The following is a 25,840-nucleotide window of genomic DNA, read 5'->3' as shown; positions in this document are numbered from 1 at the left end:
CCCAGCCAACTCCCAATTCCGGCGAGTCGGCCCGAGTAACCGCAGGTCAGAAGCCATCCCTGGAACGTTATTGGAACGTGAAAGGGATGTTCATGCCACTCAGGGTCGCATCCCTCCCGTGTTGTGCACCACAGGGCGCGCGGCCTGTCGTTCGAGTGGTGAATCCGACGCGCGCTCCCCGCCACGCGCACCGGGTGCACCGTCTCACGGTTCCGGCCGAAAAGGGGTGGAGGCGAGGCGATCCGGCCTGGTAGCTTCACAATCATGTCCAGCCCCGAGTCCGACAGAGGCTAGTGCCGGTCCGCTGACGGCCGATCCGCCGCAGAATCGCTCCCTCGCGCCGCATAGCCGGCCCACAGACGATTCCCACCGGCTGCCGCCGCCGCAGGACCACCGCTGTGTGGGCTGCGTTCCTCCCGTCCGCGCTCATGGGCCGCTCTCGATGCGGCCGTGCGCGGAATCTCCGGCTCCGGCGCCCGCCGCCGTCGTCGAGTCACGTCCATGAACTCCTGTGACGTTCTTCCGCGTTGCCGCCCCTCGCGACGGGCGGGCGTGGGCCCACACCCCCTGCCTGGTCCATCCATCTGCCGTCCATGGGGTTCCTTCATGCCATTCGCCGTCTACGCGCTCGGGCTCGCCGTCTTCGCCCAGGGCACCTCCGAATTCATGCTCTCCGGTCTGCTCTCGGACATCGCCGACGACCTGAGCGTGTCCATCCCCGCCGCGGGGCTGCTGACCTCGGCCTTCGCGATCGGAATGATCGTCGGGGCGCCGTTGACGGCGCTCTTCAGCCGGAACTGGCCGCGCCGCCGCGCCCTCCTGTTCTTTCTCTGCGTCTTCGCCGCCGTCCATGTCGTCGGCGCACTCACTCCCGGCTACGGGCTGCTCCTCGCGACACGGGTCGTCGGAGCGCTGGCCAATGCGGGCTTCTGGGCGGTGGCCCTGGTGACCGCGGTCTCCATGGCCGGGCCCGAGGCCCGGGCACGCGCCACCTCGGTGGTGGTCGGGGGCGTCACCGTCGCCTGCGTGGCCGGGGTGCCCGCCGGTGCGGCGCTGGGCGGGCACTGGGGGTGGCGGTCGGCGTTCTGGGCCGTGGCCCTGGTCTCCGTACCGGCCGTCCTCGTGATCGCCAGGGCCGTTCCGGCGGGGCGGCCGGAGTCCGCTCCCGCCCCCGCGAGCATGGAGCTGCGGACCCTGGCCGGACCGCGGCTGCTGCTGACCCTGCTGACGAGCGCCCTCGTGCAGGGGGCGACGTTCTGCGCGTTCTCCTACGTGGAACCGCTCGCCACCCATGTCACCGGGCTCGCCGCGGGCTGGGTCCCCGGGCTGCTGGCGCTCTTCGGACTGGGCTCGTTCATCGGCGTCACGATCGCCGGCCGGCTCGTCGACACCAGGCCGGTCGCCTTCACCGCGACCGGTCTGGTGGCGCTGGCGACCGGCTGGGCCGGCTTGGCGCTGACCGCGGGCAGCCCGTCGGCGACGGTGGTGCTCGTCCTCGTCCAGGGAATGCTCGCGTTCGGCACCGGTACGGCGCTGATCTCCTGGGTGTTCCGGCTGGCGGCCGACGCACCGACCCTGTCCGGCTCGTTCGCCACGGCCGCGTTCAATGTGGGTGCCGCGCTCGGCCCCTGGCTGGGCGGCCTGGCGATCGGCGCGGGCTTCGGCTTCCGGTCGCCGCTGTGGGTGAGCGCCCTGCTGATGGTCCTGGCCCTGGGCGCCGCCGGGGCGGCACTGGGGATGAACCGTGCCGCCGATCACCGCCGAGGCGGCGTCGCCACGACCTGACCGGCAGCGGTGGATCGGAGCCCCGCCCGGCGCTGAACGGGCGGGGCCGTCCCGGTCACAGCAAGCAGCCAGCAAGCGGAACAAGGACAGGAACCACGCTATCGGCCGCCACTGACAACGGGCCTCAGATGTCGAGGTCCACGACCACCGGGGCGTGGTCGGACGCGCCCTTGCCCTTGCGCTCCTCGCGGTCCACATAGCTGTCCTCGACCGCCGCGACAAAGGGCGCGTTGCCGTAGACCAGGTCGATCCGCATGCCCTTGTTCTTCGGGAAGCGCAGCTCCCGGTAGTCCCAGAAGGTGTACGGACGGTCGTACTTGAGCGGGCGCGGCATGACGTCCGACAGCCCTTCCTCGCGCAGTGCGGCGAGGGCGGCGCGCTCGGCGGGGGTGACATGCGTGGCGCCCTCGAACAGCGCCGGGTCCCAGACGTCCTCGTCGGTCGGGGCCACGTTGAAGTCGCCCAGGACCGCGAACGGCTGCGAACCGGCGGCGTCCGCGGCGACGGCCTTCTGCAGGGCCTCGAACCAGCGCAGCTTGTACGCGTAGTGCGCGTGCTCGACCTCGCGGCCGTTGGGCACGTAGACCGACCAGACCCGGACGGGGCCGCAGGTCGCGGAGATCGCCCGCGGCTCCTGCACCCCCTCGTAGTCCGGGCCGTCCGGCAGTCCCTCGACCACGTCGGACAGGCCGGCCCGGGAGACCAGCGCCACGCCGTTCCACCGGCCCGTGGCATTGACCGCGGACTCGTAGCCGAGCTCGCGGAGCGCGTCCGCCGGGAACTGTTCGGCGGTGCACTTGGTCTCCTGGATGCACAGCACATCCGTGCCGGTGCTCTCCAGCCAGGCCAGCAGCCTCGGGAGCCGGGCGGTGATCGAATTGACGTTCCAGGTGGCGATGCGCATGTACGTAAACCTAGCGGCTCGCACCGACAGCCGCCGGACGGGCGCCGGTCACAGACCGGTCGAGTCCCCCGGGACCAGACGGCCGTGGTCGGCGCCGCCGAGGCTGCCGATCTGGTTGTCGTAGATCGGGCGGGCGAGATCGGTGAGCAGCGCGTCGTGGATGTCGATGGCGCGCCGCGGCCTGACCTCGCGCACGTAGTCGATGACCTCGGAGATCTTGTTCCAGGGGGCCATCACCGGGAGCAGCAGGGTGTCGACCGGCCGGTCGGGGACGGTGAGCGCGTCGCCCGGGTGGAACAGCGAGCCGTCCACCAGGAAGCCGATGTTGGTGATTCTCGGGATGTCCGGGTGGATCACGGCATGCAGCTCGCCGTGCACCTGTACGTCGAAGCCGGCCGCGGTGAAGGTGTCGCCGTGGCCGACGGTGTGGACCCGGCCGGGGAAGGCCGCCGTGAGCCGGTCGGCGACGCTGCGCAGCGTCCAGATCTCTGCGGCCGGGTTGGCCTCCATGCCCGCGCGCAGCCGTCCCTCGTCGAAGTGGTCGGGGTGCTCGTGCGTCACCAGCATCGCGTCGGCGCCGACGGCGGCGTCCTGCTCGGAGAAGCCGCCCGGGTCGATGACGAGCGTCCGCCCGTCCTTCTCCAGACGGACGCAGGAGTGCGTCTTCTTGGTCAGTGTCAGGTGCACGGGGTTCACGGCGTCCATGGCTCCCATCCTTCTACGGGCGGGGCCGCGTTTCTTCCTGAATCACGGTCCGGGCGACGGAGAAGGCGGCATCGGCGGCGGGCACGCCGCAGTACACGGCGGTCTGCATCAGCACCTCCTTGATCTCGGCCGGGGTGAGGCCGTTGCGCAGGGCGGCCCTGACATGTGCGGCCAGGCTCTCCATGCGGCCGGAGGCGACCAGCGCGGTGAGCGTGACACAGCTGCGGGTCCGGCGGTCCAGGCCCTCCCGGGTCCACACCTCGCCCCATGCGTAGCGGGTGACCAGCTCCTGGAAGTCCTCGGTGAAATCATCGGCAGAACCCAGGGCCCCGTCCACATGGGCATCGCCCAGCACCTCGCGGCGCACCTTCAGACCGGGCTCGTACGGGTCGGGGCGTCCACCGGTGGCGGGCCGGGGCTGCGGGGCGGCGGCGGTGATCTCCGCGACGGGCAGCACGGGCGTGGAGAGCTGCGGGGTGGACGGCGGGACGGGGATGGCGGCGAGGGTGTCCTGCCAGGCCGTCGAGAAGTGGGTGAGCAGCAGATCGGTGACGGCTCCGGGCTGCTCGACCGGGGCGAGGTGGGAGGCGCCGGGGACGAGGGCGAGCCGGGCGTCCGGTATGCCCGCGACCAGGACGCGGGCGTCGCCCGGTCCGGTGACCCGGTCCTCGGCGCCGACCAGGACGAGGGTCGGGGCGGTGATGCGGCCGAGCTCGCCACGGACGTCGAAGGCGGCGAGGGCCTCGCAAGCGGCGATGTAGCAGCCGGGATCAGTGGTACGGACCATCTGGACAGCCCAGTCGACGATGGCCGGCTGGGCGGCGGCGAACCCGGGGGTGAACCAGCGCTCGGGCGCGGTGCGTGCCATCGGCTCCAGCCCGTTGGTACGCACCACCACCCCGCGCTGACGGAATTCGTCGGCGCTGCCGAACCGGGGCGAGGCGGCGACCAGGGCCAGCGAGGCGACCCGGTGCGGGTGGCGCAGCGCCAGGTCGGCGCCGATCGCGCCGCCGATGGAGCAGCCCGCGTATCCGAAGCGCTGGACGCCGAGTCCGTCGAGGGTGGCGAGCAGCCGGTCGGTGAGGTCACCGATGGCGGTGGCGGGATGGGCGGGGGCGCCGCCGTGACCCGGGAGGTCGTAGCGGAAGACCCTCCAGTGCGGGATGAGCTCCGGTATCTGCCGGTCCCACATGTGCCATGAGGTGCCGAGGGAGGGGCCCAGGACCAGGATCGGTGCGTCCTCGGGGCCGTCAAAGCGGTATTGCAGGGTGTTCGGTGGTGTCTCGCTCACTCTTCAGACCCTCTCATCTCTCACGGAAGCTCCTGTGGCGGGGGGCGGTCCGAAGACGGACCACATCGTGTCACGAGGGCCGAAGCGACAAGGTCACGTCCCGGCCTGAGCGCAACGCTCGGCACCGGGGGACGTGCAACGCCACGGTCAGCTGTCAGGTCGGCGCAGCGTCTCGGGCCGTGCGACGAAGCGGGCGAGATCCTCGGCGGCACCGCGAGGCAGGTCGGCGACCATCGCCTCCGGCAATGTCGTGATCACGGCCCGCAGGCGCGCGCCGAGCTCAGACAGCGGGGACCAAGCCGAAGCAGGGGCATTGACGGCAGCAAGGAGCAGGTCGCCTTCGTAGAAGCAGGCGTCGAGCAGCGGCTCCTCGATCAGCAGGCGCACGGCGAGTGGAAGGACGTAGGACAGTGCCACCTGCTGTGAAAGGAGAGTGCGCAGATCCGCCGCGCTGAGTTCGCCCAGGGGCACACGCCGCAACTCATGCACTGTGTGCACCAACCGGGTCGCGTCAGCGGCAGGAGGCGCCCACCGGGGTGGGTCCAGCTCATCGAGCGTGCGATTGAGGTGCAGCAGATGGTCCATGGGGTCCATGTTCGCCGAAACAGGCAAGGACTCTCAGAACCCCGACCGCGAGCGGGCTGAGGAGGTCGGCGTTTTCGGACCGGATGCGTACGGTGAAACCGTGCCTGTCGGCGAGCCGGAGGACCGGCCGGACATTGCCGGACATCAAGCGATGGCTGTTGGCGCATCCACGGTTCCACCCTCACCTCACGCCGACCAGCGCGTCCTGGCTGAACCTGACCGGACGGTGGTTCGCCGAGCTCCCCCAGAAGAAACTCAAGCGCGGCGTCCACCGCCCCGTCCAAGCCTTCGAACGCGACATCCGGATCTGGCCGGCCGACTGGAACGAGCAGCGCCGGCCCTTCGCCTGGACGAAAACCGCAGACGAGATCCTCGACGGAGTCGCCCACTACTGCCGACGTCTCTGGCTCAGGTCACTGAGCCGTCACGAGTGGTAGAGCACCCGCACGACCATCGTGTCGCCGGGCAGGCCGTCCAGGTAGGCGTTGAACATCCGCTCGTAGTCGAGGCCACCGGCCTCCACCCACCGGCCGTCGAGGGTGAGCAGGGCGGGGGTGGGCAGCACGGCGGCCACATGGCGGGTCACGTAGGTCTCCAGGTCCTCGTCGAAGCAGCGGACGGGGTCGAATGTGAACCGCTCCTCCAGGGCGGGGTCGGCCTCGATCGCCTGGATCAGGGGCTGTTCACGGAAGGCGGCGACAGCGGCCTCCCTGGCGTGGTCGGGCTCCAGGTTCCTGACCCGCTCGGCGAAGTGGCGGAAAGGCAGCGCGGGCGGGTAGCGGTCGGCGAAGGCGTGGTACGCCGTCCAGGTGCCGGCCGCCCGGCGGGCCTCGGCGGCGCGGGGAGTGTCGAGGTCGAGGATGCCGCGCGGGCCGCCGTGGCAGCGGGAGGGCGGCAGGTCCTCGGGGGGGTTGGTCCAGTCGTCGTTCCGCACGAGCCGGGGGTCGGCCTCGTGGCCGGGCAGTACGTCGAAGAGACAGCCGGCCCCGGAGACGAACCAGTAGCTCCACTCGCCCACCCAGTCCGGGTGGGGGCGGTCCTCGCGGTCGTACCAGAAGGGGGCCATGACTTGTCCGATCGCCTGCTTCAGCCCGTCGTGGCCGACGGGTGGCAGGCAGACGGTGATGCGCTGTTTACCCATGTGTCCCCTTGTGTGGTGTGGTGTGCGGTCCACCTCGGCAAGCCGCGCCGGTCAGGCGGTCGGCGGGGGCCGCAGGAGATGACGACGTTGTCGCAGCCGCGTTCCAGTGTCTTCCAGCCCTCCCAGATGAACGCCAAGTCGCCGAGGATGCCGGCGCCGTTCATCACCTTGCCGCCGAGACCACCGCCGCCGGGCCTTTCGCCTGTGGCCCAGCCGCCGCGGAACCCGGCCCGGCACAGAAAACGGCTCCGCGCCCCTCCCGGGTGCGCGGAGCCGCTGTACATGTCCACTCCGGCTTGTCCGGCGCCTGCGCACCGAGCGCCGCGGCAAGCGGCGGCAAGTCCGAAGCGGCCGTTGTCCGGTGCCGCCCGGGTCAGCCCGACTTCGGCGGCTTCTGCGTGTCGAAGGCGAAGAGAGTGTTCTTGGCCGCGGCCACGACCACCGCACGCCCCGCAACGGTCACGCGCGGGCTTGCGCCCTGCTCGCCCGTCAGACCATCGGCCTGCGGGTCTGTTGACCACAGGGCTTTGCCATCATGCGGCGACAGCGCGACCACCCGGCCGGTGGCCGAGCTGAAATACAGCGCGTCGGCTCCCGCAGCGGGACCCGACGCACCCTCCACGCCGGTCTGCCGCGACCACTTCTTCCGGCCGGTCGCGGGGTCGAGCGCTGTGACGAGACCGGTCTGGCTGCTCACGTAGAGGGTGCCGTCCGCCATGCCGGGCGTCCCCGCGTAGGTCTCGGCCAGTCGGGAGTACGTGACCTTCCGCGAAGCCGGGTCGACCCGCGCCACCCCGTCGTAGCCGTCCCGCGCCGGTCCCTCCATGTGTACCTGAAGGAGTACGAGCCTGCCGTCGGCGACGCCCATCGGCACGGCGGGGCCGTCGACCGCGATGGGCCTGCCCAGTGTCCCCGAGGCGCGATCGACCGTGTACAGGGTGGGGTGGCGCACCTCTGAGGCATCGACCTCCGCACCCGTCGCGCACATCGCGAGGAGCTGTGGGCCCATCGGGACGGGAGCGCATTGCGTACCCGCGGGGAACGGCGTCGTCCAGGTGACCTCACCGCTGTGCGCGTCCCGGGCCTCGAAGCGGGAGTTGGAACCGTCGACCGTCACGACGGCGGAGCCGACGACAAGGGCGTCCTGAGTCCGGCCCGTGACCGCCGTCGACTGGGCGCCGGACGGCACGGACCACAGTTCGCGGCCGTCGTTCGCGTCGATGGCCACCACCTCGCTGGGAGGGTCCTGCGGGGCGTCCTGGGCGGCGATGCGGTATCCGAGCACCGTGTCGTCGGTGGCGCCCACCAGGTGCATGCCCTGGACGGGGACACCCGGGCTCTTCGCCGTCCACACCCGCGAGCCGTCCTGGACCCTGATACGGGTCGCGACAACACCGCCGCCCCCGCAGAACAGCGCGTCGCCGTGCGCGACGCAACGCAGTTCGTCGGGGATGTCCTCGCGACCGCCCTGCACGGTCTTGCGCCACGGCTCGAAGCCGTCCGGAAGTGCGGCACTCGGCGCCGCAACGCTGTTGTCCTTGTCGCCGCCGCCGTTTCCCCCGAAGCCGCCCGACTTCAGTGCGGCGACTCCCCCGCCGATCGCTGCCACCGCGACCGCGGCCGCGAGGACGGGACGCCATCGGCGGCGCAGACGGCGGCCGATGGGGGTGCCGGTGGTCCCCGTATCGGGACCGGGCGGGGTGGTGGGCGGGGCAGTCGGCGCCGGAGTGGCCCGCACCGCGAGGTGATGCTGGGTGATCATGTCGCGGGTGCGGCCCGCGCCGGCCCCGTTCGCGTCGGTCCCGCCGAAGTCCGCCGGCAGGTCCCGCAGCAGCACGAGGAGTTCCTCCGCAGAGGGGCGCGCCTCGGGATCCTTGTCCAGGCACGGCTCGACGACCGCGCGCAGAGCCACCGGCACGGCATCCAGCGACGGCTCCTCGTGCACCACCTGGTAGGCCGTCATGTACGGGCTGTCCGCGTCGAAGGGCCCGCGGCCCGTCGCCGAGTACACCAGCAGCGTCCCCAGCGAGAAGACATCGGACCGCGGCCCCACACCACGCGGCGCCTGCAACTGCTCCGGCGACATGAAGGGCGGCGTACCGATGACCCGCCCGGTCATCGTCAGCGTCTGCTGGTCCACGGCGCGCGAAATGCCGAAGTCGATGACGCGCGGGCCCTCGGGCGAGAGCACGACGTTCGAGGGCTTCAGGTCACGGTGGACGACCCCCACCCGGTGGATGTCGCGCAGCGCCTCCGCCAGCCCGATGGCGAGCCTCCTCAGCTCCGCTCCGTTCAACGGGCCCTCCGCGGCGATGCGCTGGGCGAGCGTGGGCCCCTCGATATAGGTCGTCGCCATCCACGGCTGCTCGGCCTCGGGGGCGGCGTCGACCACGGCGGCGGTGAACGCGCCGCTCACCCGCCTCGCCGCCGCCACCTCCTGCCGGAAACGGATGCGGAACTCGTCGTCATGAGCGAACTGCTGGTGGATCAGTTTGATGGCGACAGGTCGCCCCGAACTCGTACGGGCCAGAAAAACCGTGCCCATGCCACCCGAGCCGAGCCGTGCCTCGAGCGGATAGCCGCCGATCTCGGCTGGATCACCTCCGCGCAGCGACACTCTTCCCGACCTCCCGTCCCCCGTGCACCTCTGTCACCACGGGCCTGCGTACCTGTCCTGACACAAACTAGCCGCAGGGCAGTACGGCAGAGCACAGCGGGTGACGAACAGGGAGCTCAGGGATGCTCCCCTTGCCGCACACAGAACCTCCGTCGGCACAGGCCGACGGGGGTTCGTGACCTCTCGCACGGGTGTCACCGACAACGTCGTCGGCGCCCCTGGACCACAATGGCCTGACCTGCGCTGACGTACCTCACAGGGACCACCTGGACCGCACAGGACACGATCTACGGCCTGTGCCGTGAAGTGCCGAGGGAGAGGCCCAGGACCAGGATCGGTGCGTCCTTGGACCCCTCAAGCCACGAGCTGACCGTCCGCGACCGGAGCCGGGATGAGACGCCCTCATCCCCCTTTCGGGGCCGTAAGCCTCGTCGCCACTACGAACCGGAGGTACGACGGGTGGCGAAGTCGGCGAACCAGGTCAGCATTTCAGGATGGGTGACGGCACCCTCGGCGCTCACATCAGCGACCCGAGCACCCTGGAGGATGCGCTTGACGGGAACTTCCAGTTTCTTTCCCGTCAGTGTCCGCGGCACGGCCCTGATCTGGACGATGGCGTCCGGAACGTGCCGGGGCGAAAGGCTCTGCCTGATCGACGTGGCGATGCTGTTCCGGAGCGCGTCGTCGAGGGTTGTGCCCTCGTCGAGGACTACGAACAGCGGCATGAAGTACCGGCCGTCCTGAAGTTCGGCACCGACGACGAGGCTGTCGGAAATCCGTGGAAGACGCTCGACGACGGAATAGATGTCGGCGGAGCCCATCCGCACACCCATCCGGTTGAGCGTCGAGTCCGAGCGCCCTGCCACCACGACCGACAGGTCGGCGTCGACCGTGACCCAGTCGCCGTGTCGCCACACTCCTGGATATACGTCGAAGTAGCTCTCCAGATAGCGGCGGTTCCCGGGGTCGTCGACGAAGTGCAGGGGCATCGAGGGCAGAGGCGCCGTCACCACCAGCTCTCCCTGGTGCCCGACCAGCGGCTGCCCCGAGGGATCCCAGGCGGCGAGGGCGACCCCCAGGGCGGGGCACTGGATCCGGTTCGCACGTACGGGAAGCAGTGGGGAACCGCCGGCGAGTACCGAGCAGATGTCGGTCCCTCCGCAGATCGACTGCAGCCATACATGCGGGGCAAGACGGTCGTAGACCCAGCGCCACGTGCTTTCGGGAAGCGGCGATCCGGTCTGCAGAATGGATCGCACGGCGCTCAGGTCCACATCCGCCACCGGGCCCGTGTCCGCCTTCTCCGTGGCGACGAGGTAGGCCGCCCCCACGCCGACCATCGTCGCACCGGTCTGCTGGGCGACCTTCCAGACGCCATTGACGTCGGGACAGGTGGGGCTGCCGTCGTACAGGACGAGCGTGGCCCCGTGCAGCAGGCCTGCGACCATGAGGTTCCACACCATCCAACTGGTGGACGTGTGGAAGAAGTAGCGGTCGTCGCTCCGCAGGTCGAGGCCGAGTCCGAGGGCCTTGAGCAGTTCCACGACAATGCCGCCGTGGGACTGCACGATGCCCTTCGGTACGCCTGTGGTGCCGGACGACCACAGGATCCACAGTGGGTGGTCGAACGGGACGTCGGCAAAGCTGAGTTCCGCCTGCCGCTCCACCAGTTCGGACCATGCGTGCTGCTCCACCGCAGGCTGCCGCGACCATGGCGATCCGGCCGAGGACGTGTGGAGGTGGTCGATCGCGAGCAGGTGCCGGACCGTGGGCAGCCCGTCCACGATCTCGGCGATCGCCGGACGCCGGTCGAACTCCTTCCCGCCGTAGTGGTATCCGTCGGCCGCGACAAGAACCGTCGGCTGTGCCTGCCGCAGCCGTGCGATCACACTGGCCGTTCCGAAGTCCGGCGAACACACCGTCCACACCGCACCGACAGCGGCGGCGGCCAGCAACGCGACCACGGCGTCCGCCGTGTTCGGCAGGTACCCGGCGACGCGGTCGCCGGGCCTCACGCCCATGTCCCGGAGGGACGCGGCGACGGCCGAGACCCGGCGTCCCAGCAGGTCCCACGACATCTCCACAGGTGCGCCGCCCTCGGACACACTGATCAGGGCGGGCCGCGCGGCGGTGGCACGGGCGAAGCATCGCTCGGCGAAGTTCAGCCGTGCCCCCCGGAACCAGGATGCCCCGGGCATCGACGGGTCGGCCAGCACCTCCTCGTAGCCGCTGACGGCGTCGAGGCCGTAGAACTCCCATACGGCCGACCAGAATGCCGGCACGTCGGCGGTGCTCCACCGCCACAGTTCCGTGTAGCCGGAGAAGGACAGTCCACGTGCTTCGCTCAGCCAGCGCATGAAGCCGGCGGTGTTGGAACTGTCGGCCGCCGAGCGGCTCGGGGACCACAACAGGTCGGTTTCGGTGCTCATCAGCGCCTCCGGAGGCGGGGTCGTGCGGGTGGGACCGGGTGTCGGACGGAATTCAGCCGAGCTCGCGGACGAGCTCTTCGGCCCGGGGCCATTCGCCGTAGCCGGATGCGGGGTTGAGGTGTCCTACCTGGCCGAGATTCACGAGGCGGCTCCCCCACGCCCTGGCGAGATCGGCGACGCGCTCGAAAGCGGACAGGGGGTCGTCGGTGCCCGCGGCGACGATGCTGGGGAAGGGCAGGGGCGCCAGCGGCACGGGAAGCCAGCCGTTCTCGCGCAGGGCCTCCTGAGTGGGGTAGCCCTCGGGCAGCGGCGTGCCGAAGTCCGGGGGCGCCGCCAGCAGCGCCCCCTCGATCGGGCGCCGGTGTTGTCGCGCCCAGTGTGCGACGGTCATGACTCCGGCGCTGTGGGCGACCACGACGACCGGACCGGAGATGTCCGCCAGCACGTCGTCCAGCGCGGTGACCTGGGCTCCGCAGCTCAGCCTGCCGCTTGTCAGCGGCGGAACGGTCCGGGCGCCGGCGATCCTGCCGGCGAGGATGGTCTGCCAGTGGTCCGGCACGTGATCGCGCAGTCCGGGGACCAAGACGACCGTCGGTGTTGCGGTGGGATTCATGTGGACAGCTCCGGATTCGTGAGAGTCACGGCGGGAAGCAGGGTCGAGCGGCGCAGATCGTGCTCGTAGCGGAGCTTGCCGATGACGAAGGCCACGCCGCTCAGGACCGCGACGAACGGGACCAGGCGCAGTGCGCCGAGCAGGCCCATGCGGTCCGCGAGCATGCCCGTCACCGCGGGCCCCGGGGCAAGCCCGAGCAGGCTGTTGGCCAGGGTGAGGGTGGCCATGGCCGTTGCCGCGACGGCGGCAGGGGTCAGATTCGCCACCATGGCCGCCGCCGGGCCGGCCGTGGCGTTGGACAGCAGGGTCCCGGCGCCGATCAGCAGCAGCTGCCACGGGCCGACCGGCAGGTGGAATCCGGCCGTCAACAGCACGAGCGTCCCGAGACTGCAGATGATCGCAACGGTCCACTTCCGGCCGCGGATCCGCCGGCTGAGGCGGTCGGTGACGAACCCGCAGAGGATCATGCCCGCCCCTGTGATCAGTGCGAAGGCCCCGGCCACCACGCCGGCCTTCGCGGTGGGCATGTCGTAATAGCGATTGAGGAAGCTGGGCATCCAGGCGAGCAGGGCCATCGCGATGAACATCTGAAGACCGCTGCCGATGTAGGCGCAGAGCACCGAGACCGAGGAGAACAGCCGCGGCAGCAAGGTCCGGACCGGGGCGCGTCCGCCGGATGGGCCACCGCCGCCGACGGCCCCCGGCCCCAGTCGCTTCTCCTTGACCACGATGCCGTAGACGGCGGCCATCACCAGTCCGGCGATCCCCATGACCCCGAACGCCCAGCGCCAGCCGAGGTGCTGGGCGACGACGCCACCGATCGACACACCCAGCACGGATCCGAAGGCGCCTCCCGCGATGAACGCGCCGGAGAGCGTGGCCCGCAGGGTGACGGGAAAGACGCTGAGGACCACCGCGATGCCGACACTCCCGTAGGCCGCCTCGCCGACACCGACCATGAACCGCCCCAGGAACATCTGGCCGTAGCTCGCCGCGACGGCGCAGCCCAGCGTCGCCAGGCTCCACACCGTCGCGGCGACGACCAGGCTCCTGACCCGGCCCCAGCGGTCCGCCAGGAGCGACAGGGGGAAGGTGAGCACACCCACCATCAGGGCCACGATGCCGCTGAGCGAACCCAGTTGGGCATCGGCGAGCAGCCACTCCGCCTTCAGCAGGGGAAAGACCGCGTTGAGGACCTGCCGCGACATGTAGTCGATCAGCAGGAGCCCGAAACTCAGCGCGAACACCAGCCGGGCGTACCCACGGGATACGGCCGGCGTGGCGTGAGACGTGCCGGGCACTGCCGTGCCGGCGGTGTGAACTCCCATTGGCGTCACCTTCTCGTCTCCGGTCGGGGGCTCAGAAGGGTCTGTCGCCGACGATCCCGGCGCGCTCCATCCTGCGGACGGCGGGCCAGTAGTCCTGGACGGCGTAGTGCTGGGTGGAGCGGTTGTCCCAGATGGCGAAGCTGTTCCGCGTCCAGCGCCAGCGCACCTGGTACTCGGGGACGGCCGCCTGGCTGATCAGGTAGTTCATGAGGTTGTTCGCCCCGGGCGCGTGGTCCTGGCCGAAGCGCACGTTGTCGGGCGTGTGGAAGTTGACGAAGTGGGTGGTGAACGCGTTGACGAAGAGGATCTGCTCACCGGTCTCCGGGTGGGCGCGCACCACCGGGTGTTCCGCGTCCGGGTACCGGGCCTTCAGCCGGTGGCGCTGTTCCATGGGCATGACGGCACCGAAGCTCGCCTCGATGCTGTGCCGTGCGCGCAGACCCGCGATCTGTGTCTTGATGTGCTCCGGCAGCCTCCGGTAGGCCTCCGCCATGTTGACCCAGACCGTGTCTCCGCCGACCTCGGGTCCTTCCACACAGCGCAGCACGGCCCCCATGGGCGGGCACTCGCGCCAGGTCCCGTCGCAGTGAAGCGCGTTCTCGTAGTGCTCGGGCTTGCTGTCCAGGTCCTTGTAGATGCGGACCAGCCCCGGATGGTCGGGATCGCTGCCGGCCACGGGGTGGTCCTCCAGCGGGCCGAAGCGCGAGGCGAGGGCGACGTGCTCGGCCCGTGTGATGTCCTGGTCCCGCAGGAACAGGACCTTGTACTTCAGCAGCAATTCCCTGACCTCGGCGAACAGGTCGTCGTCGCGCGAGGCGTCGCCGAGGTTCACTCCGAAGAGCTCGGCGCCGATGGTGCAGGTCAGCGGCTCGGCCTTGATCGATGTACGGAGGACGCCCGGCCGCACCAGGGCGGGCGCGTGTTCCCTCGGGCGGACTGATTGAGGCATGTGTTCACTCCTGGGGTGAGGTGCGAGGCACAGCGTGTTCAGAAGTGCCGGGCACGGCGTTCTCGAGGTGCGCGGCACGGAGTGTTCACAGGACGAAGACGGATGATCCCGTGGTCCGTCCCGCTTCCAGATCGCGGTGTGCGTGTACCGCGTCCTGGAGTGAGTAGCGCTGATTGATCTGGATCTTGATACGTCCGGACGCGACGTGCCCGAACAGTTCGCTCGCCAGGGCGTCCCGCTCCGCAGGTTCGGCGATGTAGTCGGCCAGCGCGGGCCGGGTCACGAACAGGGAGCCGTGGACGGCGAGTTGCATGGCGTCGAGGGGCGGCACGCCGGATGCCGTGCCGAAGCACACCAGCAGGCCGCGGCGCCGGAGCGAGGCCATGGAACCGGCGACGGTGTCCTTGCCGATGCTGTCGAAGACGACGGGGACCCCTGCGCCGTCGGTCAGTTCCCGCACCCGCGCGGCCACGTCCTCGCGGCGGTAGTGGATGATGTGGTCGCAGCCGTGTGCGCGGGCGATCTCGGCCTTCTCCTCGCTGGAGACCGTGCCGATCACATTGATTCCGAGCAGCTTCGCCCACTGGGAGAAGATCAGGCCGACGCCTCCCGCCGCCGCGTGGAGCAGCACGGTGTCGCCGGGCTTCAGCGGATGGATCCGGCGCAGCAGATAGGCCGAGGTGAGGCCGCGCATGGTCATCGCGGCGGCGGTCTCGCAGCTGATGCCGTCCGGCAGCTTGATCAGCGACCCGGCGGGCATGACCCGCTCGGTGCTGTAGGCCCCCAGCGGACTGCCGGTGTAGGTGACGCGGTCGCCCTCGGCGACTTGTGTCACCCCCCCGCCCACGGCCTCGACCACACCGGCGGCCTCGACGCCGAGCCCCGCGGGCAGCGGGGCCGGGTACAGACCGGAGCGGAAGTAGGTGTCGGCGAAGTTGAGTCCGACGGCGACGTGCCGGATCCGTACTTCGCCCGGACCCGGGTCGCCGACGGGGACCTCCTCCCACCGCATGACGTCGGGGCCGCCGGTCTCATGGAAGCGGATGGCGTGTGCCACGGGTTGCTCCGTTCGCTCGTGTGCGGGTACGGCGGTCGCGGGGCGACCCGGATCGGCCGGGACGGATGCCGTATCTGCCCCGGGACCGCCTGGTGGGGGGTGGGTCAGTTCTTGATGTCGCGCAGCATGAATCCGCGCCGGCCGGGGCGGCGGTTGGGCACCATGCCGAGCCGGTCCAGGGTCTCGTCGGTGTCCGCGTACCACTCACCGAGCTTGTAGATCTTCTTCGCCTCCGGCCCGGTGGCGATCTCACGGCCGAGCGCGTCGGCGATCTTGACCATCTGCTCGACCTGCTGCACGGAGGACATCCGCTCGCCCTTGCGCCGCCAGAGGTTGTCCTCGTTGCCCACGCGTACGTGCGTGCCCAGGGCGATGCCGATCGCGTTCATCGGCGCCACCGCGCGCATGGACGCCTCGATGCTGAGCACGGCGCCGTCCGGGACGCGTCGGATGAACTCGATCAGGTCGGCCGGATGCCGGCCGGCGAACCCGCCGCCGATGGCGACGTAGTTGAGCACCATCGGCCCGTTGTAGACGCCCTTGCGGACAAGCCGTTCCACGGTCTCCAGTTGTGCCATGTTGGCGAGTTGGAAGTGCGGCTGGACGCCGTTGGCGCGCAGTCGCTCCAGGTGCTCCAGGTAGAAGTCCGGTCCCGCCTCGACCACCATGTCCCGGTAGGCCTTGTAGTACGCGGGCTTGGCCATCGAGGTGCCGTCGATGTCCTCGTCGTCGAAGAGTTCGACGATGTTCATCTGGTTGGTGTTGATCGCGATCGTCACCTGGTCCGGGCTGGGGGTGATCTCCGCCAGCAGGTGGCGCGTGTCGTAGCTCAGCCACTTGGCATCGGCGCCCTCGTCCTCGGGGGCGAAGGAGATCGACCCACCGATCTGGAGGATCATGTCCGGCACGGCTTCGCGCAGCCGGGCCATCAGCTCGTTGAACATGGACATGCGCTTGGAGCCGTGGCCGTCCAGCTCGCGCACGTGGATGTGGAGTGCCGTGGCGCCGGCGTTGTAGCAGTCGACCGCCGCCTGCACATGCTCGTCCATGGTGAGCGGGAGGTCGTCGGCGTCACCGGGCAGCCACTCCGGCCCGTAGGGGGCCGCCTGGATCACCAGCTTCTCCTGGTTCTCCGGATAGAGGGAATCGTCGAGGAAGTGCACGGTCCATCTCCTTTGTCGGACGGGGCTTCACTCGCCGCGCGTCACTGCCCGTCATGCGTGGCCCGAACGGCCTGGTGCGGGGATCAGCGAGCTCGCGTGCGGGGTTCCCGGGCCCGCTGGGCGGCTCGGATTCGATCAGCGGGTCCGGAGGGGGCTCTCGGCTGCGAGCAGGGGTCCTGCTCGCCCTTGTGGGGGCCGTCTGTATCCCCTGCGGTAATGCAACGTTAAGCGCGGGTTACACGCCGCGCTTTCCCCTGGGTGACAGCCCACTTGTCACTTGGGGACAGGCCCTGCTCCCGTCGGCGCCACCCCGGCCCGGCCCAGCCCGGGGCGGGGCGGGGCGGCCGGGCCGCTGCGGGTCCGGCTCCCGATCGTCGGTGATCACTACTCGCCGACGTGCTGCTGCCCGGTCCTCCCCATGCGCCACTGCCTCGGGCTGCTGCCGAACTGCTCACGGAACCAGCGGGAGAAGCCGCTCGGCCCGGAGAATCCCAGCAGCCCGGAGATCTCCGTCAGCGAGCGGCGCGGGTTCGCCACGAGTTGCTCCGCGAGCTCGGTACGCGTCGCGTTGAGGAGCGAGGAGAACGTCTCTCCCGAGCCGGCCAGGTGCCGGTGGACGGTTCTCCGGTCGACGCCGAGGCTGGACGCGACCTGCTCGATCGAACAGCGCCCGCTCGGCAGCAGGACTTCGATCAGCTCTCGCACACGGTCCGGCACAGACGTGTCCCGTGAGACCGCGATGGACTCGAAATACTGCTGTGCGTAGTTCCGGAGCAGCGGATCCGACATCGCATTGGGAGTATCGAGGTCGCTCGCGCAGAAGACGATCCCGGTGAATTCTTGGTCGAATTCCACCATCCGGCCGAAAATGCGCCGATAAGTACTGAGATCTTTGGGGGCGCTGTGCGTGAAACATACGGATACCGGCTGCCACCTGGCGCCGAGGAACGTCCGGAGAAAACCATGAAAGGCACCCACGGCCAGCTCCTTGGCCTGCCGGGCCTCCATTGCCTCACCCAGCTCCAGCCCCACCTTGAGGGTGGCCAGGCCGTTCACCTCGGAGACTCGGCCCCGGAGCATTTCGTTATACATGTAGTCATGCCGCATGAGCAGCCCGAGTGCGCTGCGGACATCGGGCTCCTCGCGGATGACCAGGCTGATCGGCCCGAGGTTGGCGAAGCGGCGGCGTTCGGCGAGGAGCAGGCCGAAGTCCTCGCGGCGCGAGGCCGCCGCGGAGAGTTCGAGCAACTGGGCCGCGGCCACGCCGGAGATCCATCTGTCCTGGACGGTGAGACCCACGGGGTCCAGACCGACGCTCTTCATCAGCACCTGCGGATCGATGCCGAGGGACTGGCTGAGCTCGACGTAGCTGTTCAGCGCTGCATTGCGGACCAGTGGCTTCAACGGCGCACTCCAAGGCTCTGTCCCCAAATGGTAAGTACGATGTCACCTCAAGTAAAGCGATGCGCCAGGCCGTGACCTAGCGTTGCAGCACCGCGATGGAGGCAGCCTCCCGGGTTCGGCGTCCCGGCCGATCGGAAATCCTGCGGAGAGCACCATGACAAATACTCCGAACATTGACCAGCCCTCTGGAAAATCGGCAGGGAATCCCATGCAGGTGAATGACTCTCGACAAAATGACCTGATTCGGACCCGCGGAATTCTTCCGCGCGGAAAGGAGCAGGTTTCCGGCCGGACGGATGCACGACCCGAGTGAGGCCGGTATGACGAGCGTGGACAATATGCTGCGCCGGCCCTGTGCGGGGCCGGCAGTGTGGAAGGGCCCGGATCTGGCGGACTCCACCGAGTGGGTCCTGAGACTGTCGCCGACGCAGACCGGCGAACTCGACGCGGCTCTGCGGTCGGTGCGTGAGCGTGGCCTTCCGCTTCTGAAGGTGACCGCCGACGACTTCCCGCTGCCGACCCTGGCCGGCGAACTGGCCCGACTCTCCGACGTACTGGAGAACGGGCGGGGCTTCGTACTCGTCAAACGCATTCCGGTCGAACAGTACGGCCGGGCGGCGGCGAGCACCGTTTTCTGGGGGCTGGGTCAGCACCTGGGCGTCCCGGTGTCGCAGAACGCCGCGGGCCACATGCTCGGTCATGCCCGGGACACCGGCGCCACCTTGGCCGACCCCGCGACACGCGGCTATCAGACAAGGGCGCGGCTCCCGTTTCACACCGACGGTTCCGATGTCCTGGGGCTGTTGTGCCTGCGAGCGGCGCGCACCGGCGCACGGACAGCCGTCGTCAGCTCGGCGGCGCTCTACAACGCCGTGCTGGCGCGGCGGCCGGACCTGGTCGAGCGCCTGTACCGCACACACTTCCTCGACCGCCGGGAGGAACAGTCTCGCGGTGAACTCCCTTACTCCGCAGTGCCGTTCGCTTTCTGGAACGGAGGGAAGCTGAGCGTGCGGTACAACCGCTGCTACGTCGAGTCCGCACAGCGTTTCTCCGATGTTCCCCGCCTGGAGCCGGCGGATGTGGAGCTGTTCGACCTCATCGACGAACTGGCCGAGTCGCCGGAATTCCGGCTCGACATCGACTTCGAGGCCGGTGATCTGCTGCTTCTCAACAACCATGCGGTTCTCCATTCCCGCACGGAGTACGAGGACTTCTCCGCACCCGAGCTGAAGCGCCACGTGCTGCGGCTGTGGCTGGCCCTGCGGCAGGGACGCGACCTGCCGCCGGGCTTCTGGGGGAATCCGCGCAGCGCCTGCGACCGCCCCGGCCGCGGCGGGATCACCCCGCGCGACGTGATCGCGAAGCAGAACCCCGCGGGCCCCTTCGGCGCCCGCGGCCCATGGTGACCGTCATCAGCTCAGTTCGAAGGGGAAGCCGAATGAACAACCTCGCCTCGCTCCTGGCGGAATCCGCCTCCGCCGGTGGCGACCGCATCGCCGTACGACAGGACGAGACCGTCCTCACCTATGCCCAACTCGACCATGCGAGCGCCCGGTTCGCCAGTCTGTTGTGCGCCAGGGGTGTCCGGCCGGGCGATCGGGTGGCGTTGGTCGTGCCCAACGTCATCTGCTTTCCGATCGCGTACTACGGCATCCTCCGCGCAGGCGCCGTAGTGGTTCCGATGAACCCACTGCTGAAAGCCCGTGAAATCGAGTTCACTCTCCTGGATTCCGGATCCCGCATCGTGGTGGCGTCCCCGCTGTTCGCCGGCGAGGCCACGACGGCCGCCGCGGCGGCAGGGGCCGAATGCCTGATCACTGACCCGGCGTCGTCCCGCGCCCTGGTGCGGTCCGCCGAGCCGGTGCCCGGGATCGTCGAGCGGGGTGCGGACGACACCGCCGTGATCCTCTACACCTCGGGCACGACGGGGACCCCGAAGGGCGCCGAACTGACCCACCGCAATCTGATGACCAACGCCGCCACCACGGTCGAGACGCTGATCCCCGTCGGGCCGGGCGACGTACTGTTCGGCGGCCTGCCACTGTTCCACGCCTTCGGGCAGACCTGCGCCCTCAACACGGCCGTCGCCGCAGGCGCCACCCTGACCCTGTTGCCGCGATTCGATCCGGCGAAGGCGCTGGAGGTCATGCACCGGGACGGGGCCACCGTCTTCCTGGGCGTCCCCACGATGTACACGGCCCTGCTCCGGGCCGAGATCCCCGAAGGCCATGACCTCTCGCGGCTGCGCCTGGCCGTTTCCGGCGGTGCTTCCCTGCCGGTCGACGTACTCCACGGCTTCGAGCGGGAATTCGGCGTCACCGTGCTGGAGGGCTATGGGCTCTCCGAGACTTCTCCGGTCGCCGCGTTCAACCCTCCGGACCGGCCACGCAAGGCCGGCTCGATCGGGCTGCCCGTCCGCGGGGTGGAACTGAGGCTCGTCGCGGACGACGGCAGCACGGTCGGTCCGGGTGAGGTCGGTGAGATCGCGATCCGCGGCGAGAACGTCATGAAGGGCTACCGGAACCGTCCCGGTGCGACCGCGGAAGCCATCCGGGACGGGTGGTTCCACAGCGGTGATCTCGCCCGGGTCGACGAGGACGGCTACTACTTCGTCGTCGACCGGAAGAAGGACCTCATCATCCGCGGCGGATACAACGTCTACCCGCGCGAGATCGAGGAAGTGCTCTACGGACACCCTGCCGTCGCCGAGGCGGCGGTGGTCGGCGTGCCGCACCGGACGCACGGGGAGGAGGTGGCCGCCGTGGTCACCCTCCGGGACGGCGAACGGGCGACGGCCGATCAACTGCGCGACTACGTCAGACAGCGTGTGGCCGCCTACAAGTACCCCAGGATCGTCACGTTCACCGACGGACTCCCCAAGGGTGCCACGGGCAAGATCCTCAAGCGCGAGATCGCCCTGGAGCACCAGGCGTTCGAGGACTGAACCGATCCGGTTCCGCGCCGGACCCGACGACTGGGGATCGCAACTGAACTCTCGTGGACGGCTTGATGAAAACCGTTCGATCTTGATCGAACAGCCGCGACCGTTGGCTAGCGTCCGCTTATATGAAACATATACGCACAGCGGCCGGGCTCTGTCTGGCGCTGCTGTTCCTCGCACTGGGAGTCGGCACCCAGCCGGCGCTGGCGCATGTCTCGCGCCAGCATGCAGAACTCGTCGTCGCCACCGGGGACGACGTCACCAGCGGCCGCCTCGTCGTCCACCGCGGCCTCGTGTCCCCGGAGCAGGCCGGAGCGTGGGCGACCGGGCTGCTCGCGGCCGACTGCCCGGCCGGCGGCTCCGGCGTTCCGGGCGACAACGGCGGGGTGCCCGGCGGGGTCGTGATCGAGCTGGCGTGGAGCTGCCACATCGACGCGCTCGATCTGAGCCCGCTCATCGACAAGGGCGGACTGACCCAGGTCGTCGTCGAGTTCGACGGAACGGCGGTCGATGCCACCGCTGCCACGCCGCTGGTCGACGCCGAAGGCGCGCACGCCCTGCCCCGCTTCCCGTGGCTCACCGTCGCACTGACAGCGGCGGCCGCTCTCGCGCTGGTACTCGCCGCGCTGCGACTGCCTGCCCTGCTTCGGTCGTCGCCGACACGCCGCCGGTTCCAGCTCGCCACCACGGGTGCCGTCGCTCTGTCCTGCCTCGCTCCGCAGGCGGCTTTCGCCGACGACACGGCACCGTCCACCGTCACCGTCGAGGGCACCGTCTTCAAGGACGCCAACGGCAACGGCAGGCGGGACAAGCGGGAGCGTGCCATGTCCGGCATCGATGTCACCGACGGCGCCGTGTGGACCACGACCGGCGCCGACGGCTCGTACTCCCTCGCCATCGATCCGAGCCGGCGCGAGACCGACATCGTCAGCATCGTCTCGCCCGACGGCTATACGCCCGCCCTGCGCAAGGACTACATCCCGCAGTTCTTCCACAAGGTCCCCGAGACCGGCGGCAGGGACGTCGACTTCGCGCTCGTACCGGACCGCCATGCCTCCGACCCGACCGAGACCTGGGTCATGAACTCCGACCCCGAGGTCAGCAACGTCAGCGACGCCCAGGCGCGCACGGCGCTGCCCCAGTGGACGGGACAGGTCCAGGCCATGTCCGAGGTCGACGGTGCGACGATGCAGATCGCGACCGGCGACCTCACCGTCACGGACTACGCCGCCGAGCCGCGCCGCCAGGCCGCGTACGACATCTTCAGCAAGGGCCTGGAGCAGGGGCGGCTCGGCCACCCCTTCTACCCGGTCATGGGCAACCACGACTTCGGCGGCACGGCCACCTCCCAGGGCTACGCCGGCAGTCTGGAGTACTACCGCCGCAACCTGGCCCCGGAGTGGTACAGCTTCGACCGCAACGGCCGCCACATCGTCGTCCTTGAGGACAACTACGACGCGAGCGGGCTGAAGCCGCAGCTGGAGTGGCTGCGCAGGGACCTGGCCCGGCACGCGGTCGGCAAGCAGGTGCTCGTCTTCGCACATCGCTCGCTGTTCACCCAGTGGGGCCCTGGCGCAGGCATGCAGCCGACGATCGACGAGCTGGCCAAGTACGACGTCCGGCTGGTCGCGGCGGGCCACAACCAGCAGGCCGAGTTCCGCCGTGGTGCCTTCGAGCGGTCCGTGGAGATCAACAACCAGGGCACCTACGGAATCGACGGCGCCCACCCCGATTACAAGGTGCTGGACTTCAGCAGAATCACGGACGATCCGCGCACCCGCCGCAACGAGGACACCGGCCATGTCACCGGTATCCACCGGCAATTCGACATCGACGACGACAGCGCGCTGGTCAGCCCCGCACCGCGCAGCGTGCACGGCTCGGCCGGAGTCCCCGTCGAGGTGTACGCCGAGGACGACGGCCGCACCCCGGCCAGGGCCTCGCTGACCGTTCGGGACAGCCGCGGGCACGTCGTGAAGCGGACCGGCCTGCGCTTCGGCCGGGAACCCGGCAGGCCCGGCATCGAGAACTGCTACACCCCGCCGGGCGGCAGGCCCGAACCGTGCCCCGACGCGCGCGGGGCGTGGACCCGGGCGAGCAGCACACTGCACGGGCTGCGGCCCGGCACGTACACCGCCAGCACGACCGTGTACGACACCCGGGGCAAGGCGTTCCCCGCGCTTCCCGCGCTCGGAAGCACCTTCGACGTCGTACGGCAGTCCGAGCTCTCCGAGCCGAGGGCCGGGCAGAACTGGCTCCGGCAGGGCGGCGACGAGGCCGGGCGGTCCTCGGCCGCCGACGAGCCGGGCACCGCACTGGATCTGAAGTGGGCCCGGCACACCGGCGAGCAGTTCAACCTGAACGGCTCGGTGGTCGCGGACGGCAAGGTGATCGTCTCGTCCCGCGCGTTCGACTCCCCGTACAGCATGATGCTGGCCTACGACATCGAATCCGGGCGGGAGATCTGGCGTACCTACCTGGACGGCGACGCCGAATCGGCGCCCACGCTCCACAAGGGACGGGTGTATCTGACGACCGGTGTCGGACGGATCTACGCACTGGACGTCCGGGACGGCCATGTCGCCTGGGAGTCGGTCGACCGCGAGGAGCAGCACGGCGACACGGTGCGCCGCTACGGCCGTGCGGGCGGTCCGGTCAGTGTCTTCGCACTCACCGGCCAGGACCGCACGGTGGCCGTCTACCAGGACTGGGACACCGTCCGCTGCCGTGACGCGAAGACCGGCACCCTGTTGCCCGGCGGCTTCGGCGCCGCCGCCTCCTGGGGTCAGTCCCACAGCACCGCGGTGCGCGAACCCGGTTCCGACACCGCCTATCTGCACTCCTCGTCGAGCAACACGGTCATCGCCATGGACCTGACGAGCTGCAAGCAGCTGTGGGTGAAGGACACCGCGGGCGGCATCGACAGCCACTCGTCGCCCGTGCTCACCGATCCCGCGTCGGGCCCGGCTCAGCTGGTCACCTTCACCGCCTCCGGCACCCGCGGGCACGACCCGGCGACGGGTGCGGTGACCTGGGAGTCCGCGATGGGCGGCAGCAGCACCTGCGAGCCGGGCAGCGCCCCGCTCACCAGCCCGGCCGTCCGGGGCGGCACGGCCTACGTGGCGGGACGGGACGGTGTCGTACGCGCCTACGACACGAGCGCGGCCGATCCCTCGGAGCCGGTGTGGGAGACCAAGTCCGGCTATCTGCCCGGGAAGAGTCCACTGGACGACAAATGGCGGGTCGCCATGGGGTGTTCGGTCGGCGACGGTTCGCCGACGATGCATCCGCTGGTGACAGAGTCACTGGTGTATGTGGGGACGTGGGACGGGCGCCTGCTCGTCCTGGACCGTGCCACCGGCCGGCAGCTCGCCGCGTACAACCTCGGCGCAGGCGTCGCCTCGGCCCTCTCCGTCAGTGGTGACTGGGTTTTCGTCCTCACGGACGACGGCACGGTCCACGCACTGGCCGCGCGCCGGAACTGAGAGGAAGCACCACCGTGCGATCACTCCGCACCGGGGTGCTGCTCCTGCTGGCCGCCGTTCCCGCGCTGCTGTTCGGCAGTGCGGGGACGGCCCTGGCGCACCCCTTCGGCACACCCCCCGTCGTCAGGGTCGAGGCGGCGGGCCCCTCCGCCGTGAACGCGACCTGGTCCGCGCAGCAGGACGACGTCGCCGTCCTGCGGAAGAGCTCCGGCGGCGATGTGACGGGCTATCTGCGCGCGCACATCGTCGTACGCCAGGACGGCAGCCCCTGCCCGGCGGACCGGGTGGACGGCATGACGCTCCACTTCTCCTGCCCGCATCCGGTGGACCGGATCACGCTGACGGTCACCGCGCTGACGGACACCGATGCCGCCTACCGAACGCTGTCGGTGACCGATGCGGGCGGCGGAGGACTGCACACGGCGAAGGAGCCGACGCGCACGCTCGCGCTGAAATCCGACGCACAAGCCGACTCGGTCTCCTCCGGCGGGAGTTGGACCACTGATCTGAGCTCGCTGCTGGACCGCGGGGTGGCCCTTCCGATGGCGCTGCTCGTAGCGGCGGCCGTGGGCGCGCTGCATGCCTGTGCTCCCGGGCACGGCAAGTCGCTGGCCGCCGGATATCTGGTGGGCGGCCGGGGCAGACCGCGGGACGCGGTGTGGCTCGGAGGCGTCGTCGCCGTGATGCACACGCTCTCGGTCACCGTCCTCGCGATCGGCTGGTGGCTGGCGGCGAAGAACGCGCCTGACATGAAGGCGCTGACGGAATGGCTGCAACTGGCCGCCGCACTGGTGGTGGCAGGGGTGGGTGCGGGCCTGCTGCGGCGGAATCTGCGTCACCGCGGCCACCGTCACAAGCACGAGCACGAGTACCAGCACGGGCATGAGCACGAGCACCGGCACGGGCACCGTCATTCGCCCGACGGCCACGACGCGAGTGGGCACGGCCACGGTCACAGCCACGAGATCCCCGACGCCCCCTCGCTGCTCACCTGGCGCGGGCTGGCCCTGCTCGGTGCGTCCGGCGGCCTGTTGCCCTCGCCGTCCGCCTTCCTGGTCCTGCTCACCGGGCTGCTCACGGGCAGGGCCGGTTTCGCCCTCGCGATGGTGGCCTCCTTCGGCGCGGGTATGGCCCTCACCCTGACGGGTGTCGGACTGATCGTGCTGCGCGGCCGTGACGCGTTGCTGGACCGTGTCTCCCGTTCCTCGCTGCTGCGCACCTGGACCCCGAGGATTCCGCTGTTCGCCGCCTCGGCGGTGGTGGCCGGCGGCACGGTGGCCTCGGCGCTCGCGGCGGTACGGCTTCTGGCACCGTAGAGGGGCTTGAAGAAACCGTCGACCGACCCGCGGGCGGAGCCCGGCCGACGGAGCGGTACCGGCGGACGAAGATCCTCCACATCCGGCTTCGCCCGCCGGCGCTCCGTGGTCCCGGGACCGGGACCAC

At 70.1% G+C, this 25,840-nt stretch carries 19 protein-coding genes; 6 read left to right on the top strand and 13 right to left on the bottom strand.

The genetic code is table 11. From position 1 onward, the window contains the following. Positions 1–606: 606 nt before the first annotated feature. Positions 607–1,785, top strand: coding sequence for a Cmx/CmrA family chloramphenicol efflux MFS transporter (locus ACWCQ6_RS07735; protein WP_451086505.1), 1,179 nt, complete (start codon positions 607–609; stop codon positions 1,783–1,785). Positions 1,786–1,909: 124 nt separating this feature from the next. Here the strand turns inward: ACWCQ6_RS07735 and ACWCQ6_RS07730 are convergent, their stop codons facing one another. The 4 genes from ACWCQ6_RS07730 to ACWCQ6_RS07715 form a co-directional block, all read right to left on the bottom strand. Then, a complete protein-coding gene (locus ACWCQ6_RS07730; RefSeq protein WP_451086503.1) occupies positions 1,910–2,689 on the bottom strand; it encodes an exodeoxyribonuclease III in 780 nt (259 codons plus the stop codon). 48 nt (positions 2,690–2,737) lie between these two features. Then, the gene (locus ACWCQ6_RS07725; RefSeq protein WP_451086501.1) at positions 2,738–3,394 is read right to left on the bottom strand and encodes an MBL fold metallo-hydrolase; all 657 of its coding nucleotides are present in this window, start codon (positions 3,392–3,394) and stop codon (positions 2,738–2,740) included. Positions 3,395–3,407: 13 nt separating this feature from the next. Then, positions 3,408–4,685, bottom strand: a complete 1,278-nt coding sequence (gene pcaDC, locus ACWCQ6_RS07720) for a bifunctional 3-oxoadipate enol-lactonase/4-carboxymuconolactone decarboxylase PcaDC (RefSeq protein WP_451086499.1) — start codon at positions 4,683–4,685, stop codon at positions 3,408–3,410. A gap of 147 nt (positions 4,686–4,832) precedes the next feature. After that, on the bottom strand, positions 4,833–5,270 hold the full coding sequence (locus tag ACWCQ6_RS07715) for a contact-dependent growth inhibition system immunity protein (protein WP_451086497.1): 438 nt from the start codon (positions 5,268–5,270) through the stop codon (positions 4,833–4,835). A gap of 134 nt (positions 5,271–5,404) precedes the next feature. Between ACWCQ6_RS07715 and ACWCQ6_RS07710 the strand changes: the two genes are divergently transcribed. Beyond that, the gene (locus tag ACWCQ6_RS07710) at positions 5,405–5,707 is read left to right on the top strand and encodes a hypothetical protein (RefSeq protein WP_451086495.1); all 303 of its coding nucleotides are present in this window, start codon (positions 5,405–5,407) and stop codon (positions 5,705–5,707) included. On the opposite strand, the gene ACWCQ6_RS07705 is transcribed toward ACWCQ6_RS07710, so the two are convergent. From ACWCQ6_RS07705 to ACWCQ6_RS07665, 9 genes are all read right to left on the bottom strand, one after another. Continuing rightward, complete coding sequence (locus ACWCQ6_RS07705; RefSeq protein WP_451086493.1) at positions 5,695–6,411, bottom strand: hypothetical protein; 717 nt, start codon at positions 6,409–6,411, stop codon at positions 5,695–5,697. The two genes, ACWCQ6_RS07710 and ACWCQ6_RS07705, sit on opposite strands and share 13 nt — an antisense overlap. 373 nt (positions 6,412–6,784) lie before the next feature. Next, a complete protein-coding gene (locus ACWCQ6_RS07700) occupies positions 6,785–9,028 on the bottom strand; it encodes a protein kinase domain-containing protein (protein WP_451086491.1) in 2,244 nt (747 codons plus the stop codon). 437 nt (positions 9,029–9,465) lie between these two features. Continuing rightward, positions 9,466–11,457 carry an acetoacetate--CoA ligase gene (locus ACWCQ6_RS07695; RefSeq protein WP_451086489.1) on the bottom strand — a complete coding sequence of 664 codons (1,992 nt, stop codon included), beginning with the start codon at positions 11,455–11,457 and terminating at the stop codon, positions 9,466–9,468. 52 nt (positions 11,458–11,509) lie between these two features. Further along, positions 11,510–12,070 carry an RBBP9/YdeN family alpha/beta hydrolase gene (locus tag ACWCQ6_RS07690; protein WP_451086487.1) on the bottom strand — a complete coding sequence of 187 codons (561 nt, stop codon included), beginning with the start codon at positions 12,068–12,070 and terminating at the stop codon, positions 11,510–11,512. Further along, a complete protein-coding gene (locus ACWCQ6_RS07685; protein WP_451086485.1) occupies positions 12,067–13,398 on the bottom strand; it encodes an MFS transporter in 1,332 nt (443 codons plus the stop codon). Before ACWCQ6_RS07685 ends, ACWCQ6_RS07690 begins: the two co-directional genes overlap by 4 nt. A gap of 31 nt (positions 13,399–13,429) precedes the next feature. After that, positions 13,430–14,347 (bottom strand): TauD/TfdA dioxygenase family protein, encoded by a 918-nt coding sequence (locus ACWCQ6_RS07680; protein ID WP_451086483.1) that lies wholly within the window; start codon positions 14,345–14,347, stop codon positions 13,430–13,432. 85 nt (positions 14,348–14,432) lie between these two features. Continuing rightward, positions 14,433–15,404, bottom strand: a complete 972-nt coding sequence (locus ACWCQ6_RS07675) for a quinone oxidoreductase family protein (RefSeq protein WP_451086481.1) — start codon at positions 15,402–15,404, stop codon at positions 14,433–14,435. 104 nt (positions 15,405–15,508) lie between these two features. Further along, positions 15,509–16,567, bottom strand: a complete 1,059-nt coding sequence (locus ACWCQ6_RS07670; protein WP_451086479.1) for a 3-keto-5-aminohexanoate cleavage protein — start codon at positions 16,565–16,567, stop codon at positions 15,509–15,511. Between the two features lie 384 nt (positions 16,568–16,951). Then, the gene (locus tag ACWCQ6_RS07665; protein WP_451086477.1) at positions 16,952–17,971 is read right to left on the bottom strand and encodes an AraC family transcriptional regulator; all 1,020 of its coding nucleotides are present in this window, start codon (positions 17,969–17,971) and stop codon (positions 16,952–16,954) included. Positions 17,972–18,291: 320 nt separating this feature from the next. Between ACWCQ6_RS07665 and ACWCQ6_RS07660 the strand changes: the two genes are divergently transcribed. From ACWCQ6_RS07660 to ACWCQ6_RS07645, 4 genes are all read left to right on the top strand, one after another. Continuing rightward, on the top strand, positions 18,292–19,377 hold the full coding sequence (locus ACWCQ6_RS07660; protein ID WP_451086475.1) for a TauD/TfdA family dioxygenase: 1,086 nt from the start codon (positions 18,292–18,294) through the stop codon (positions 19,375–19,377). A gap of 32 nt (positions 19,378–19,409) precedes the next feature. Then, the gene (locus tag ACWCQ6_RS07655) at positions 19,410–20,915 is read left to right on the top strand and encodes a long-chain-fatty-acid--CoA ligase (protein WP_451086473.1); all 1,506 of its coding nucleotides are present in this window, start codon (positions 19,410–19,412) and stop codon (positions 20,913–20,915) included. Between the two features lie 122 nt (positions 20,916–21,037). Beyond that, positions 21,038–24,397, top strand: coding sequence for an outer membrane protein assembly factor BamB family protein (locus ACWCQ6_RS07650; protein ID WP_451086471.1), 3,360 nt, complete (start codon positions 21,038–21,040; stop codon positions 24,395–24,397). A gap of 14 nt (positions 24,398–24,411) precedes the next feature. Beyond that, entirely contained in the window at positions 24,412–25,713 is a 1,302-nt protein-coding gene (locus ACWCQ6_RS07645; protein WP_451086469.1) for a nickel/cobalt transporter, read from the top strand. Positions 25,714–25,840 lie beyond the last annotated feature (127 nt).

The sequence above is a fragment of the Streptomyces sp. NPDC001880 genome, assembly GCF_053594575.1.
This window is presented reverse-complemented; position numbering and strand designations above follow the sequence as displayed.

Excerpts from the sequence above, each read along its gene's own strand:
- ACWCQ6_RS07685 (WP_451086485.1), bottom strand. The coding sequence starts at position 13,398 with ATGGGAGTTCACACCGCCGGCACGGCAGTGCCCGGCACGTCTCACGCC.
- ACWCQ6_RS07655 (WP_451086473.1), top strand. The coding sequence starts at position 19,410 with ATGAACAACCTCGCCTCGCTCCTGGCGGAATCCGCCTCCGCCGGTGGC.
- ACWCQ6_RS07695 (WP_451086489.1), bottom strand. The coding sequence starts at position 11,457 with ATGAGCACCGAAACCGACCTGTTGTGGTCCCCGAGCCGCTCGGCGGCC.
- ACWCQ6_RS07730 (WP_451086503.1), bottom strand. The coding sequence starts at position 2,689 with ATGCGCATCGCCACCTGGAACGTCAATTCGATCACCGCCCGGCTCCCG.
- ACWCQ6_RS07660 (WP_451086475.1), top strand. The coding sequence starts at position 18,292 with ATGACGAGCGTGGACAATATGCTGCGCCGGCCCTGTGCGGGGCCGGCA.
- ACWCQ6_RS07650 (WP_451086471.1), top strand. The coding sequence starts at position 21,038 with ATGAAACATATACGCACAGCGGCCGGGCTCTGTCTGGCGCTGCTGTTC.
- ACWCQ6_RS07735 (WP_451086505.1), top strand. The coding sequence starts at position 607 with ATGCCATTCGCCGTCTACGCGCTCGGGCTCGCCGTCTTCGCCCAGGGC.
- ACWCQ6_RS07690 (WP_451086487.1), bottom strand. The coding sequence starts at position 12,070 with ATGAATCCCACCGCAACACCGACGGTCGTCTTGGTCCCCGGACTGCGC.
- ACWCQ6_RS07725 (WP_451086501.1), bottom strand. The coding sequence starts at position 3,394 with ATGGACGCCGTGAACCCCGTGCACCTGACACTGACCAAGAAGACGCAC.
- ACWCQ6_RS07715 (WP_451086497.1), bottom strand. The coding sequence starts at position 5,270 with ATGGACCATCTGCTGCACCTCAATCGCACGCTCGATGAGCTGGACCCA.
- ACWCQ6_RS07705 (WP_451086493.1), bottom strand. The coding sequence starts at position 6,411 with ATGGGTAAACAGCGCATCACCGTCTGCCTGCCACCCGTCGGCCACGAC.
- ACWCQ6_RS07680 (WP_451086483.1), bottom strand. The coding sequence starts at position 14,347 with ATGCCTCAATCAGTCCGCCCGAGGGAACACGCGCCCGCCCTGGTGCGG.